At 61.1% G+C, this 13,793-nt stretch carries 13 protein-coding genes; 3 read left to right on the top strand and 10 right to left on the bottom strand.

Features of this window, described 5'->3' with window-relative positions; all coding sequences use genetic code 11:
* Positions 1-166: 166 nt before the first annotated feature.
* Together F4Y00_07945 and F4Y00_07940 are read right to left on the bottom strand one after the other, a co-directional pair.
* The gene (locus F4Y00_07945; GenBank protein MYE04885.1) at positions 167-874 is read right to left on the bottom strand and encodes a potassium channel family protein; all 708 of its coding nucleotides are present in this window, start codon (positions 872-874) and stop codon (positions 167-169) included.
* A gap of 1,149 nt (positions 875-2,023) precedes the next feature.
* A complete protein-coding gene (locus F4Y00_07940) occupies positions 2,024-3,181 on the bottom strand; it encodes a hypothetical protein (GenBank protein MYE04884.1) in 1,158 nt (385 codons plus the stop codon).
* 348 nt (positions 3,182-3,529) lie between these two features.
* Between F4Y00_07940 and F4Y00_07935 the strand changes: the two genes are divergently transcribed.
* Both F4Y00_07935 and F4Y00_07930 read left to right on the top strand, forming a co-directional pair.
* Positions 3,530-4,438 carry a LysR family transcriptional regulator gene (locus F4Y00_07935; GenBank protein MYE04883.1) on the top strand — a complete coding sequence of 303 codons (909 nt, stop codon included), beginning with the start codon at positions 3,530-3,532 and terminating at the stop codon, positions 4,436-4,438.
* Positions 4,439-4,748: 310 nt separating this feature from the next.
* Positions 4,749-5,042: a LysR family transcriptional regulator gene (locus F4Y00_07930; GenBank protein MYE04882.1), complete on the top strand. Its 294-nt coding sequence runs from the start codon at positions 4,749-4,751 to the stop codon at positions 5,040-5,042.
* 289 nt (positions 5,043-5,331) lie between these two features.
* Here F4Y00_07930 and F4Y00_07925 read toward each other — a convergent pair whose 3' ends face one another.
* Genes F4Y00_07925 through F4Y00_07905 form a run of 5 tightly spaced genes read right to left on the bottom strand, consistent with a single transcriptional unit; the run spans position 5,332 to position 10,141 of the window.
* Positions 5,332-6,000, bottom strand: a complete 669-nt coding sequence (locus tag F4Y00_07925; GenBank protein ID MYE04881.1) for a hypothetical protein — start codon at positions 5,998-6,000, stop codon at positions 5,332-5,334.
* 32 nt (positions 6,001-6,032) lie between these two features.
* Positions 6,033-6,491, bottom strand: coding sequence for a hypothetical protein (locus F4Y00_07920; GenBank protein MYE04880.1), 459 nt, complete (start codon positions 6,489-6,491; stop codon positions 6,033-6,035).
* The gene (locus tag F4Y00_07915; protein MYE04879.1) at positions 6,488-7,297 is read right to left on the bottom strand and encodes a hypothetical protein; all 810 of its coding nucleotides are present in this window, start codon (positions 7,295-7,297) and stop codon (positions 6,488-6,490) included. Before F4Y00_07915 ends, F4Y00_07920 begins: the two co-directional genes overlap by 4 nt.
* Positions 7,282-9,285, bottom strand: a complete 2,004-nt coding sequence (locus F4Y00_07910; GenBank protein MYE04878.1) for a hypothetical protein — start codon at positions 9,283-9,285, stop codon at positions 7,282-7,284. Before F4Y00_07910 ends, F4Y00_07915 begins: the two co-directional genes overlap by 16 nt.
* Complete coding sequence (locus tag F4Y00_07905; GenBank protein MYE04877.1) at positions 9,269-10,141, bottom strand: hypothetical protein; 873 nt, start codon at positions 10,139-10,141, stop codon at positions 9,269-9,271. Before F4Y00_07905 ends, F4Y00_07910 begins: the two co-directional genes overlap by 17 nt.
* Before the next feature lie 227 nt (positions 10,142-10,368).
* Here F4Y00_07905 and F4Y00_07900 point away from each other — a divergent pair, with 227 nt between their 5' ends.
* Positions 10,369-10,896 carry a hypothetical protein gene (locus tag F4Y00_07900; protein MYE04876.1) on the top strand — a complete coding sequence of 176 codons (528 nt, stop codon included), beginning with the start codon at positions 10,369-10,371 and terminating at the stop codon, positions 10,894-10,896.
* A gap of 60 nt (positions 10,897-10,956) precedes the next feature.
* Here F4Y00_07900 and F4Y00_07895 read toward each other — a convergent pair whose 3' ends face one another.
* Genes F4Y00_07895 through F4Y00_07885 form a run of 3 tightly spaced genes read right to left on the bottom strand, consistent with a single transcriptional unit; the run spans position 10,957 to position 13,773 of the window.
* The gene (locus F4Y00_07895) at positions 10,957-11,676 is read right to left on the bottom strand and encodes a hypothetical protein (protein ID MYE04875.1); all 720 of its coding nucleotides are present in this window, start codon (positions 11,674-11,676) and stop codon (positions 10,957-10,959) included.
* On the bottom strand, positions 11,673-12,173 hold the full coding sequence (locus F4Y00_07890; protein ID MYE04874.1) for a hypothetical protein: 501 nt from the start codon (positions 12,171-12,173) through the stop codon (positions 11,673-11,675). The genes F4Y00_07895 and F4Y00_07890 overlap by 4 nt, the downstream gene beginning before the upstream one ends.
* Before the next feature lie 58 nt (positions 12,174-12,231).
* A complete protein-coding gene (locus tag F4Y00_07885) occupies positions 12,232-13,773 on the bottom strand; it encodes a hypothetical protein (GenBank protein MYE04873.1) in 1,542 nt (513 codons plus the stop codon).
* Positions 13,774-13,793: the final 20 nt, after the last annotated feature.

Below are 13,793 nucleotides of genomic sequence, written 5' to 3'. Positions count from 1 at the left end.
GAAAAGCAAGGTCCGTTCCTCCACACCCGCCCACCCGGAGGAGGCCCCGGACTGGTTACCCGACCCGTCCCGAATTGCGGAGTGATCCATTTTTCTCAACTGCGCTGCACATTCGCGGCGAGCACGGAGATTTGTCGAGTGCGGGCCGGCTGCGGCACGCTATCAGCTAGCCTTCGTGCTTGCTCGTCTGCAATAACGAGGACGCGAAAATTGCCGCCGGGACCGCCACGATTCCCACGCTCGCAAGGGCCACAACCGCGGCGAAAAACCTGCCCCCCGCAGTAATGGGGACAACATCTCCATACCCCACGGTTGTCAGTGTAATGATCGACCACCACAGGCTGTGAACGATGGATGGAAAGTGTTGGGGCTGCGCTTCTCTCTCAAAGAAATAGATGCCCGTGGCTGCGAGGAAGAGAAGGACTGCGAACAATAGCCCCGCAATGACAAGCGGCCGCCAAGCGAGCGTGAGAGCCTTGATACAGTCGCGCACGGCCTTTTCCAGCCCACTCAACCGAAATACTTCAAACACGCGCAGGAGGCGCAAGGCGCGCAGGAAGCGAGCGTCGCCTTCAAGAATCCCCATGAACTCAAGATAGAAAGGCAGAATCGCAAGTAAGTCGACGATGCCGAAGAAGCTGAGCGCGTAGTCTCTATACCGATTCGCCGCATTCGATCGAAGCAGGTACTCCACGGTGAACAGCAGTGTGATTGCGCCTTCGCAAATCAACAGCCACGAGTAGGCGTTCGCTGGCAAATCGGGCACGGTTTCCAACGAAAACGCAACAAGGGAGACGACGACCAGGAACAGCACGACCGCATCGAAAGACTTTCTTCCCACGATTGCCGTGCTCGTAAATTTTCGAAGCGGCATTATGCGAAATTGTCCATTTAGCCTTCCAAGGTTTGGCACGCTCCTAGCCTCCAGCTGGACTGGGCAGCGCAGGCCGATACCAGCGATCCCACCGCCGGATTCTTCCAGCGCTGGCTACGTCCCAAACGGTGTCGCCCCGCAGGCCATCACGCGCGCGTCGCAGCATTGAAGACAGCGGAAGACGCAGCCAGGCGGAAGCGAATCCTGGTAGTAACGTGAATACTGCTCGCGGTTGCTCTGCCGGCCAGTGTCACGGCGACGACACATGCTCGGAAGCAAAGCCACGACAAGCACACATGCTGTGGCTGCGGAAAGCACGAGCGTTGTCTACACGGTCCATTGCCGCGGATGGGATTAAGTGGCCGTCGGCCAATTCAAACCGTGGAGTATTGGTGAGGGGAAAGGAGACGCGATCGGCTACCAAATCGAATGTCAGCCTTCATTTAAGTTTCTCAACACTCGCACGAGCCTTGTAATGCAGCCTTGGAGTTGCGCTGAGGTTTCGCACTCGAGGTAAAGGACGTCGCCATCGCAACACACGTCGGCCGAAACGAGGAGCGATTCGGATGCCGAATGTCCCGTGTCAAAGACGACCCAACCATTTCGACTGCGCGACAATAGAATTGGCAAGTAACCATTTGGAAAACACTCGTAGCTCCCCAATACACCGGTCTCGATCAGCACCCCATTCTCAAGGACCAATACCTCGTGCGGCGGCTCCCCGGTTGCCCTTTCGTACAGTCGGCTCAGGTAGCCCACATCCATTTCGCCGAAACCCTCGGCATCGTGCAGATAGGCCAGGTTGTCAAGAGGAACCTTGCCTGGACCGATCAAAGGCGGCCTGGCTTCGCTTATATCCGCCCCATTTGTGGATTCAGTTGTTCGTTCCGTACTCGAGCTCCCGAACAATCCGTAAGAGTACTTACGCCAGATATGTCTAACACTTCCCGGCCTTTGTAGTTCCTGCATGTTTCCCAACCCCTTAGTCATTGCAATTCTCCGATCACGCGCCGCACGTGGCTCCCCCGATTGCCAGGCGGGCGCGAATAATAGGGCGCGATGTGCTTCTTGAAACCAGTAAAACTGCGGGGATTACATGAATTCCAGCGTCAACTTCAATTTGTCGTGCGGATGCTCTAATTTGAGCGCTCAAGAACTTCCTGGCATGTTCCGGCGGCCGGACAGCAGGAATACGCGGCGGACCAACTCCGCCTGCCTTGAAATACCAAGCTTGCTGAAGATCTGCGAGATGTGCCAACGGATCGTGCGTTCACTGCGATTCCATTGCTTGGCAATGCTGCTGGCGGTCCTGCCTTGAGCCAGGAGCACGGTCACCAGGCTTTCCGTTCTGGTTAGACCAAAGGCCGCCCCTAATTCCATGGGATCGATTCCGGCCCCGGGTTCATCTTCGGAGATGAATACAAGAGCGGCAATGCTCCAGGGGCGGATATCCGGCGACATGCCGCTCAGTGGAGTTACCTGAACCAGGCTCTCCCGCATCTTGTCGCAGCCCGTTACCTTCATCGATCCGCTGGTGGCCTGCTTGCCGAAGCGCGGTAGCGCCCGCGCGAGCATTCGCTGCAGGCTGACGTCGTCGGTTCTTGAAACGGCGCCCAGGACACCTCCGCTGTCCACCAACGTATTGCCCTGCTTGAAAACTCGTAACGCAGTGTCATTGGCAGCCATGATCCGCCCCCGCCAATCCAGTTGCACGATTCCGCAACGCATGTTCTCCAGCATCGCCTGCAACGAGTTGCCGAGCGCACCCGCATCAACCAGCATCTTTCGCGTAGCAATACACTGACGCAAGTGCGGCAAAAGTTCACGGACAGATGCGACTTGAGCTGACGACCAACTGTCGTTCTTCAGGGGATTGCCCAGGTTCCATACGATATTGCTGCCCTTGGGTCCATCCATTCTGACACTCAGGCCATTCCGGAAATGCGCACGTATAAATAAACCGTTAAAGACAATTGAATTTTTCTTTTCCATTTTGGAATACAGTTCGGGAGTGTGCACAATCTGGCTGTCACCCAAGCGCAATAAACGCGGAATGCGTTCGTCCAATCGGTAATAGTCGTTCATGTACTCCCAAAACAACTCGGCGTTTGGTGCGCCGTGGAAGGACAAGTCTGCGAACAGTATCCGTTCTTCTTCCCTCGATCCGGTGTATCCAAATGCAATTCCATTGCCTTTTGCGCCGCATAACTGATCGATGGCACGAGAGGCTTCATGCCATTTGCCATCGTCGAGCGCGGCCGCGTGCAAAGCACTCAGCGCGACAGTGAATTCTTCGAGTTTATTCACAGGGTTCGCTCAACGCACCAATCCCTGCGCAGATTGCGCAACCGGCATTCCATGCCTGACGACGCAGTGGACTGCCTAGATTGAAGTGTCGGCACCCCCCCTTTTTTTGTTGCGAAGGGTACCTTGGGTTACGCGTTCCTTCAACGATTTTATTTGTAGGGGAGGCTCAGGTTATTTGATACAGTACTTTTCCCCAACGCCCGGCCCAGCCTTCCGCTGTTCGATGCCATCGGGCCAGGCGCGCGCGTGTTGGCCGGACGGGTTTTCCGGAGACGGTGGTTGACCCCGCTGCAGATTGCGCCTAGTCTGGCTCAGTAATATTGAGCCTTCCCGGAGAGACCGAGATCCATGAAGACAAAACTGTTGCCTCCACTGAAGTCGCTCCAGGCATTTGAGGCGGCAGCGAGATATGAGAGCTTTCTCGAAGCGGCGGCCGAGCAGCAGATCACTTCCGGCGCAATCAGCCGACATGTGCGCCTGCTTGAGCAGTATCTGGGAACCGAATTGTTCTTGCGGCGGAGCAATGGGGTAACGCTGACTTCCGCCGGAAGGGACTACGCCGAAAACGTCACGCGCATATTCAGGGACCTGAAAATTGTGACGGATCGCGTCAACGCGCTGTCTCGAGACCGTGCGATCGTGATCTCCACGCTCCCGATATTCGCCGACCGCTGGCTCTACCGCAGGATTCCCTCGTTCAGAGATGCGTTCGACCGGGCGCAATTGCAAGTCGAGTGTCACAACGGTGAGCACGATTTCAATCGCGAAGATGTCGATGCCTGGATTCTCTATTCCAACGGCCGGCATCCTGGCTACAGCGTCACCCGACTTTTCGGGGAAGAGATTTTTCCCGTTTGCAGCCCCGAATTCCGCAAGAGGCTGTCAGGTCAACCGAGCGCCGAAGAAGTCATCCGTCAACCCCTTTTGCACGACAAGTGGTGGAACAGCGACTGGCCGGACTGGGCGCGCGCCGTAGGCGTGAACGGTGGCGAACTTGCCGCGAGCATGCGCTTCGCCCTTTACAAGGGCGTCATCCAGGCAGCGGTCGACGGCATGGGCATGGCCGTCGGACATGGCGAGATGATCGCGAAGGAGTTGGCGGCTGGAACACTCGTTCCGCTGACGCACCTTTCCGTCGAAGCGGAAAACTCCTACCATCTCGTCATGAACGCTTCGGCTTCGAACAATCCCATGTGCGTCCAGCTGAAGAATTGGCTGATGGGCGAATGCGCCCAGCCCGGGTTATCGCGCACCTAGGCGTTTTTCGCTTCCCACGAATACGCCGGAAATCCCGTAATCCCTGATCTTGAGATCGGGGTGGATGGTCCACGCCGAGCCGGACCGGAGCTCATTAGTGGAGTTCCGTCCACTTGCCGGGGCGCGGGGCAAACAGCCTAATTCGGCCGGCATGGAATCACGGTCTTAGCCGCCGCATCCGAGTCCCCAAGCGGATAGCGCGAAATTTCGGGCAACTCGAATGCAACGAGCAGAAGCCCATGGTTGACCATGACGTAGATAATGTCTAGTCTGCCTCAGAATATCTGACACTCGATCGCGCCGGAAATACATGATCAATGAGTCGCTGCCGCCGCTGAAGTCGCTTCAGGCATTCGAGGCGGCGGGCAGGCACGAAAGTTTCCTACATGCGGCAATCGAACTGAAGGTCTCGCCGGGCGCGATCAGCAGACATGTACAGCTGCTTGAGCAATTTCTGGAAACCGAGCTCTTTGTCAGGCGAAGCAACGGCGTCACGTTGACAACGAACGGGAATTTCTATGCCCGCAGAGTCAGCCGGATTTTCAGAGATCTGAGAACAATGACGGCTGAAGTCCGCAGACTGCATGCGCCGGATGAATCATAGTCCCGGCGTAGCCGGGAATCCCGAATCAACGGAATACTGCGCTCAGGCTCCTTTCCGAACCTTGCAGCAGTAAACGGCCGGCCCCGCGGCCGGCTTTTTCCGCCGTTCTCTTACTCGCGCTCGCCGGCCGCCCATGGTTCCGGCTGCCCAATGCAAATGAAACGCCCTCCGCGCGCAGACTCGCACGAATACCGTCCGGTCCAGTCATTACTTCCGATCGATGCGGCCCGTGCAGGAAATACGCCGCTGTGCGCACGAGGGTGCGGCATGGCCCATGGGTAACGACCAATTACAGTGCGGCCCCTGCACTGCAGATCCGTATCCGGGATCCGATTCCATGAAGTGACTTGACCGTTGTGATGCAATTGCGGCCATCCGGCCTCGCCTCGAACGGCAATCGATAGATTGCCGTCTTGTTGTTGCTGGAAAGCCTTACAACAGCCCGCGCCGGCCCGGCCATCAGCAACGTGGCGTCGGATGTATCCGCCGGTTGCGATGAGTGTCCGAGTTGCCCCTGCGCGTCGATCGCCAAGAGCTGCCCGGCTTCGAAAAACTGCTGTTCCAGCGCCGCCAGCCGCATCTCGATGACCGTAAACATCGACTCCATTTCCCGGGTGTCCAGGAGATCTTCCGTGGCAACTTCCCGCGCCTCTGCGGGCTGCTCGTCGTTCGGACACAAGCTGACCTGGGCGCCGGCTTCGTAGGCATCCCGCCGCGCCTTGCAATTTTGTGCCTGGGCATTCAATTCCTCCGTGTTCGCCGTCAGTCTGGCGGCTTCTCCGCGCATGCTGATGATCTCCAGGCGCCGTTGGGCCTGTTCTTCCTCGCGCGAATGGAGTTCCTGGTACAAGGCGGCGATATCCTGCTCTGTTTCGGGCGAAGTATTTTCTACTTCCTGTTGCGCCCGCGCTGGCGCCAGCGCCAGCAGGCCGATGAAACCAACGGACACGGACTTCATGCAAGATCGTCTTGCTATCGCGAAAAAACCGCTCACTGCGCTATCTCCTCCCAGATGAAGTTGACCTGGCCTTTTTCATTCCGACGCAATTGCCGAACCACGCCCGGTAGCTGCCGGACTACCCGAAGTGCGCACATGGCTTCGAGCGAATCGCCCCTCAGCAGCAATTTCGATTGCCCGTCCTGACGGCTTATTTCAAATCCCTGCTGCATGCCGCAACGGTGGCGCAGCAGTAAATCGAGAAAATCCTCGGAGACCGCAATGGGGGAGTTCGCGACTTCCTGGCCGCCGTCGAGAGTCTGCAGTTGCGCCTGCAAGCTCACCAGAGAATCGGTCACCATGGCAATTCTGCGCTGCAAGGTCTCCGGGTCGACGCCGCTGGCGGATTGAAGCGTCCACCCGCCGTACACAATGGGCAGCAGCAGCGCCAATCCCCAGACCGGCAGAGGCGCACGCGAGGACAAGCGCCAGATCCACTGGTGCAGGGTCATGAACGGTTCCACCGGCAATCTCGCCAGCCCTCTCCATTGCCGTCAGACGGGGCGGGGTCGCAACTCATGCCGAATGGATGCGACTGCTCGCCTTTCCACTTCACCAGGGGCCCGTCCAACTCAATCTGGGCATCGAACCACATCGCATCCATGAGCAACTGCGCCGACCGCCCCGGCGTTATACCCATCGACTGTTGATTGATCCATTTGGCGCGCAATGACGCTTCGTGTCCCTGCAGCGCGCGCAATTCGGCTTCCAGCGCCGCATATCGCGAGTCCCGATCGGAAACAGCGCCGGAAACCATTTCGATTGCGCAAACAAGAGCGACCGAAACGGCCAGCAGCAAAACGCTGGCGAGCAGGCGAACGCGGCGTCGATTGGGACCGGCTGCGCGCGGCGGCATCGGGCCCATGGGCAACACTTCGAAGCCTTCCGGCGATGGTGCGGACTCGTCCTCCATCGACACGGTCTCAAGGCCCTGGATCTCCAGATCCTCAGACAGCATCAAGCGCACATACCAGCCTTGCGATACCGCTCCCTTGCCGTCTCCGCGCGGGACCAGCAGATTCAGGTTTTCACTGCCGCCGGGAAGAGCCTCCGCCTGTTCCTCCCACAGGTGGCGATTGAAGAGCAGCCAGGGAATCAGGGCGGTCCTGTCTCGGAGCGATTCGAACGCCTCGACTGAGGCGTACCAAGCCGGATGGTCCCCGTAACACCCGGCCGGAAGTAACTCTTTCCAGCCGGGTTCGCAGACCAACGATCCGTAATGCGTATGTGGATAGACCGGCTTCACCGCCAACCCCATTCCGGCGGAAGCAATACCTGCAGCAGCAGCAGGTATTCCTCGGCATTCCCCTGCTTGTCGGAGCTGATCGGAAGTTGCCGCCCGCCGGGGAGGGGCACTCCCGAGCGGGTTCGCACCGTCGTCTCGAGCTTGAACCGCCCCAGCATGGCGGGCCTGGAGTCGCACAACCGCCGTTCCGATACCCACGTCTGAATCGCCATCTGGGGAATGGACAAGGTCGTGTCCCCCACTGTGTACGATGCGATGGATGTAATTCCGGAACTGGTCAGCGCCAGTCCCACCCGCACGCATTGGCGTCCCTCCAGCCACGGACGCATGACCAGGTCGAGGCCTTCGAGCCGGGTCTCGGGCGTGGCAGACGATGTCGAGAACGTCTCGGACACCGTTTCGCTGATGCTGCCCACGTAGGTTCGCTCCGAGCCGACCCGTAGCGGCAACGGCCGCCCATGGCGCGCATCGATCGAAATGGTGTGGGCGATCTGGGTTTGTCCGTGAGCCGAACCCAGACTGGCTAGCAGGCTCAGCGAACGTTGCAAGTCGCGTTCGGCACCCTCGGTCACGCGGTCCAGCCATTCCTGTACTTGTGTGCTTCGCACCGCAGCCAGGCCCATATCCCTGGCCAGATCCGCCAATTCCACGTTGATCTTGTCGGCCTCAAGGCGAAGCGCGCTCAATTCGTCGGCTTGCGCGTCGGTGAAATCGCCAGCGGCACTGTCCGACAGGCTCTCCTGACGCAGCTGCTCCAATTCGGTAATGCGGCTTTGGACCCGTGAGAGATCCGCGTCCGTGCGTTGCCGCTCCAATTCAATAACTTGCTGCATTGCGTCCTGCCGGGCGCGTTCCGTTGCCAGTTCCCAGCGCGAACCGAACGGAAAGGTAACGGCATCGCGGTCATAGGCAGCCGTGCCGCCAATCCGTATGCCGGATTGCCCGACCAGGAGCTCTCCGCCGGCGGAAAGCCGGTCCTCGCGCGCGGGCCCGCCGTAGCCGACATCCGGAACTCCCAGAACACTTCGCCCCGACGGAAAGATGGCTTGCAGGCTTTCCTCCCACTGCAGCCCTATGTTGCGGTCATCGTTGGATGCAATCCGCACCAGCACCAAACGCAGCCGGAAATGCCCGCGGGTCATCATGGTCAGCAATTCGGGATCGGCCGCCAGCGGCCGGGCGCCATAATTCAGTAATAGCGGGCGCATGGCCCGGCGTACCGAGCGCGGCGCCCAGATATAGAGCAGGCCCGCTTCCGCATTGAGCCACACGGAGCGCTCGCTGGTCCCATCCTGCCCACCTGCCAATTCGACCAGGCGGCGCATGAGCATCTCCAGCCCTTCGCCCGGCGCAGCCACCAGTTCGGTCGATACCGAACCTCCCGAGCCCGTTGCCGCTCCCCCGGCGCCGGAGCTGCCCTGCTGCCATTGATTGCCTCCCCGGTTTTGTTGCCGGGACCCGGTCTGACCGGTCATGCCCTGAGTGCCGCCGCCGCCTCCGGGCGCCAGCGGTGGCTGCATCCAGTGAGTCACCAGCCAGGGCTCCAGGCGCCGCGATTCGACATGGACCAGGCCGACATGCGGTGAGGACACATCCACATCCCAGATTTCGGAAAGTGTCTCCAAGAACTGCGCCAGGGAGCCTCCCCGAAACCGCACCCTTCGAGACTCGCCGATGGGCGGGAAGGGATCCTCCGGATGGGCCGTGAAAACCTTCGTTTCCCAGTCAGGCAGCATGTATTCGACACATTGCGTCAATGTCAGTTCCAGGTCCGGAACGGGGTCGACGCGCAGCGGCCTGGGGTCCGGGCGGCCTACGACCGGGGCCGGAACCAAGTCGGAAGGACGCTCCGGGCGTTCTTCGGAGACGCTGTCGTTCAGGCTTCTCTCAAATTGCTGCCGTACTTCGCGGGCGGCATTGTCCGCACCACCCCCCATCGGCGAGCAGCCGGCCAGGGCAAGGGCCAGTACCGCCACAAGCGCATCAGGACGCCGAATCATCACGCTCCTCCGTGCCGTCGGCCTTGGTGTTGGAATCCGGCTGTTCGCTCGTGCAGATGGTTGCTCTGACCGTCGGAAAATCCGCCTCGTCAATGCAGTAGCCCTCGGGCATCAGCGTCTCCAGCGCCGCCTTTGGAGACACGGAAACGGAACTGATGTCCCACTGGAACACGGGAGCATTGACATACACGCCCAGCGCGGAGAGATCAATCTGCACTCCGACCGGCACGAAGCGCCAGGCAATGCGGCCGATCGTGTCGGGCAGCGGTTCGGCGGAAAGCCGCCCCGGCGTCGCATATTGGCGATACAGTGGATGTTCCGCAGGCAAGGCCCCAAGGCTGGCATCCTCTGCCGGCCCGTGAAGCGCGTCCGCCTGGTTGGCGTCAAGCATCCGTATCGGCCCCGGGTTCACTTGTGCATGCATATCGATGACCGCCCGGCGTTTCAGCACGTCGGCAACTATTGCCACCCCCTTTTGACCGGCTAGCTCTTCAATGACATCGGGCCAGACATTCCCGTTGCCTGTCCAGGAAACGGGTTCTCCTTCCGCCTGATCCGTTCTCTCGAGATTCTCCGGAGCCCAGATCGTCCAGCCGGCAGGCAGGACCGACTCAAGCGCCTTGACAAGATTCGCCGCTTCTCCGGTTCCGTGCACCTGGTCGGGATTTGAAGGCCTGCCGGTGATCCACACTACGGCCGGCGCGGCTTCCGTCGCGCCAACCATGACGTACGTTTGCCTTGCCTCTTCGCCCGCATCATTGCCCTCGGCCGCACGGATGCCGGATACCAGCGTCAGGCCGATCGCCAATGTACCGGCGAAGCAGCGCAACGGCAGCCTGAATTCCTCTTGTCTCATTCACCAACTCCAGAAAATCCCGACGGCGGACGGCCTGTTGGAGTGACCCGTCGTCGGCGATCAGCGTACACGGCCCTGACTTGCCCGGAAGCAAGCATGCAGGAAGTGAACGGTCAATTGTATAACATAATTACGTTATGTTCAAAATTACCAATATTATTGGACAATAAATTATATTTACGATCTGTATTATAATACTCGACCAGGGAACCGGGAACCCATCGGCAATGTCTTCAACCGCACTTGGCATGATCGCCTCAGCGATTCTGGTAACGTTCATGTTCGCCATGTCCCAGCCAAGGATCACCCCGGAGGGTGACTCAGCGGCGGATGCCTACTGGACCCCGTCGAGCAAACTCGCCGCGGCGCGTGCGGATGTGCGCGCTGCTCTGGCTGGGCGCAGCACGTTCCAGCGTGAGAATCTGGGCTGGAAATTCCCGGCGCCTACCCGTGCGCTGCTCTTTCGTCCCTGCCGACACACCGACGGTGTGGCGGTCGATGCGGACAGCGACGGGCTGGTCGACAACCTTGTGCCGGCAAACCGATGGAGAAAGGACTGGGCCTCGCATAACCCCGCCACGGCCGACAGCCTTTGGGCTGTGCGCACGCCGGCCCAGCGCGAAGCCGCGTTGGAGCTGGCTCGGAGGCAAATGGGCATGGGCAGCGATTTCGATCGCAGCCGCGAACCGGCCGGCGCGAACTGCGATCGGCAGCGCGGATCCATCATCGCAGGCGATTACTATTGGCCCGGTTAAAGAAGGGCGCCGTCCCCACGGCGTGTCCGGTCTTGCGCGTTCCTTGCGCGTTCAAGGACTCTAAAGACACAGGAACAGGCCCGCCGTCACGGATGGATCCGCGGGATCGCCCGTTCGGCTGATCGCGATGTCCGGTAGCTGGGAGAACCGGGGGTCCGACTCGAGATAGTGCTGAATTTCCATGGCGTCCTGAGCCGAATCCGCGGGGATCCATAGGCCTTGCATCAGCTTGGAGGTCGCGGGCGCTCCCGGCCGTGCCGTGCCGGCGGCGATCGGCAGTGCCAGACGCATCCCCGCTCGCGTGGCGCAGCGTTTCGGCAGTCCTAGGCCTCTGGGGGTGCACGTTATGGCGCCCAATGCGGCGACCGGAACCGAGCCGGCGCCAGAGTCGCTGCAGGGAACGCAGGTGCGGACCACGCCTTGGAACGGCGAATTCTCGGGAGTGAAGCCGGCATCGCCGCCGTCCAGCAGGCAGGCGCCGCCCCGTCCGACGAATTCCCCGCCGGGCAAATCGAAGCCCGGGCCATCCTGGATCACGTCGGGAACATCGCGTTGACCCGTATTCGCGCGAGCCTGAAAAGCCGACACTTCCCAGACCGCCGCAATGGCCTTTTGCCGATTTTCGGCCCTCTGCATCCAGTCATCGAAGAACCGCCAGCCCAGCACCGAAAGCGCGATCGCCGCCGCTACCGTGACCAGCATTTCGACGGTCAGCCAGCCCGCCTCGCCGGATTTCTTTCCGGGAGCGCCTTGCCGCGCGTGGAGGCCGGCCGAGGTCATGAAGCCGGCAGGCAGCAGAACAGAGCGTCGCGCTGCTCCACGACTATCAATTGCGGCATGGCGGTCTGCAGATTGCCCATCAGCCAATGCGCATCGACGTCGCGCAAGGCGTTGTCGGCAGGGAATGAGGCCGGATGCAGCGTAAGCTGCAGGTCGTCCGCCACGCACCCGGCCAGGGTCACGGCGGCTGCGGTGGGATCGCGCATGAGCGCTTCGCCGTCCACCAGCGTGCGTCCCGCGTGCAGGCCATCGGACAGCAGGTTCGCCGAAGTGCCGGCGGCTACGTCGGCGGCGGGCGGGTCGGCGTCCATCACGTCCGCAATCAGATTCTGCGCGGTTGCCTGCCAGGTAAACGGATTTCCGTCAGGCAATTGCTGCACGTTCTCGATGGCTTCGGCGAGCTGGCTGGTCACGGCAAGCCGGCGGGCCGTTTCGAGACGTCCGAAAAAGAACGTGATCGCGCCGCTGGTCAGCACGGCAATCACCGCGATGACCACAACCAGTTCGGTTGTCGAAAATCCCCCTTCGTTTCGGCAGGGTGCCGAACCGCGCGGCTTAGGCATCGCTGCCGGGAGACGGGCAATGCGCCATGACGGACAGTCTGACCGTTGGAAAAGGATTCAATGGGTCGCCCGCCCAGGCCAGGTGGTTGCGCGGCACCAGCGGAAGCGTTTGCTGAAGGGTATAGGGAGAGAAGCCGTCCGACTGCAGGCAATTTCGCACGATTTGAGTGCCCGGGGCGGGATCGGCATCGGAAAGGGCAAACACGTCGATATTGGCAGAGGTGTCCGCGCTGTCCACCTCACCGTGAATCACCGCAGGCTGACAATAGCCCCGGTCGGCTGGCGGCAGAGCGCTGATGTTGTCGATGAATTCCGGCAGCACCGTGAATACTCCAACAATAACTTCGGGACTGTAGACTGCGCCTACGCCGTCGTCCCATACCTGCCAGCTGATCGGCACGAGCGTCTCAATGTCATTCGTGGAGCCGGCGCCGATCACGGGCTGATCAACGTCCACAACCCCGCCGAAGGTGACCCGGATCGATTCAAGGGATGCGATCCAGCGCGGGGGCGCGCCGCCGTCGCACGGCGAGGGTGAGGGAACGGTAAACAGGTTCTCGGGACCGTTGAACACGTCGTAGCGGACCGCACGGTTGAACACCGCGAACGAGCGTGCATCGAGGCGGTTCGGCGTGGCGGGCGAAAGCGGCCGGACGTCAGCAGCGGGGTTGGTGCGGTCGACGCCCGTGATCCAGCGCGCCAGGGCGGCGGGGCTGTCCGCGAAATGCTGCACCTCCGGCGTCGTTGACCGGTCCACCCAGCCGCCCAGCTGGATGCCCGACGTGGCCGCCGTCGAGCGTTCCAGGCCCAGGCTGTCGGCTTCGTTGTAATCTCGCCACACCAGCAGTTCGCCCAGGCGGTTCAGGGCCGGATAGGCGGCGCCCCGCCATACCGTCCAGTCGACGTATTCGTTGCCCGCGGCGAACGAAGAAGGCGTGCCCGTGCCTTCCGGCAATACCTGGCCGCCGGTCGACGCCGCAACGATCCGGGCGACATCACTGCCCGGGCATTCCTGGGCGAGATCGCCGGGGGAGGAGGAGCAGGCCGGATCGGCTCCGAAACTGGTCAACTGCAACCGGAACTGCTGGCCCCCGCCCCCGTCGCAGCGGGTGACCCAGCTCAGACGGGGATCGGAGAGGGCGCCGGCGGAGCTTGCGAACCTTGCCGATATGTAGTTCGGCTCGCCCGGATCGGGCACGCCGTCGCCATCGGTATCGCCGGCCAGCACTGCCAGGGCGTCCCGGCAGGCGTAATCGGTTGAATCCAGCGGGTCGGGATCGGCATCCGGCCATCCGACCTCCACCGCATCCAGGTAGGCGCTGACCGGAGCGGCATGGTCTGCCTGCCAGGCGCGAACGCCCTCGAGCAGATCGTGCGTTTCCGCGACCAGCGCCCGGATGCGCATTTCCTCGCGCGAAATGCCGATTCCGACAAGTGACGCGTAGGTAATGCCCGTAGCAAGCGCGAGCCCCCAGAGGGCCGTTGTATCGAAGGCGCCTTTTTCGTTGGCGCGCGCTACAACGGCCCTCTTCATGGCATTTTCCTCCAAGGGGC

The organism is Bacteroidetes bacterium SB0662_bin_6 (genome assembly GCA_009839485.1).
Classification (GTDB): Bacteria; Bacteroidota; Rhodothermia; order Rhodothermales; family VXPQ01; genus VXPQ01.
Note: the sequence above shows the minus strand (reverse complement) of the source record. Positions and strands in the feature narration are given on the sequence as shown.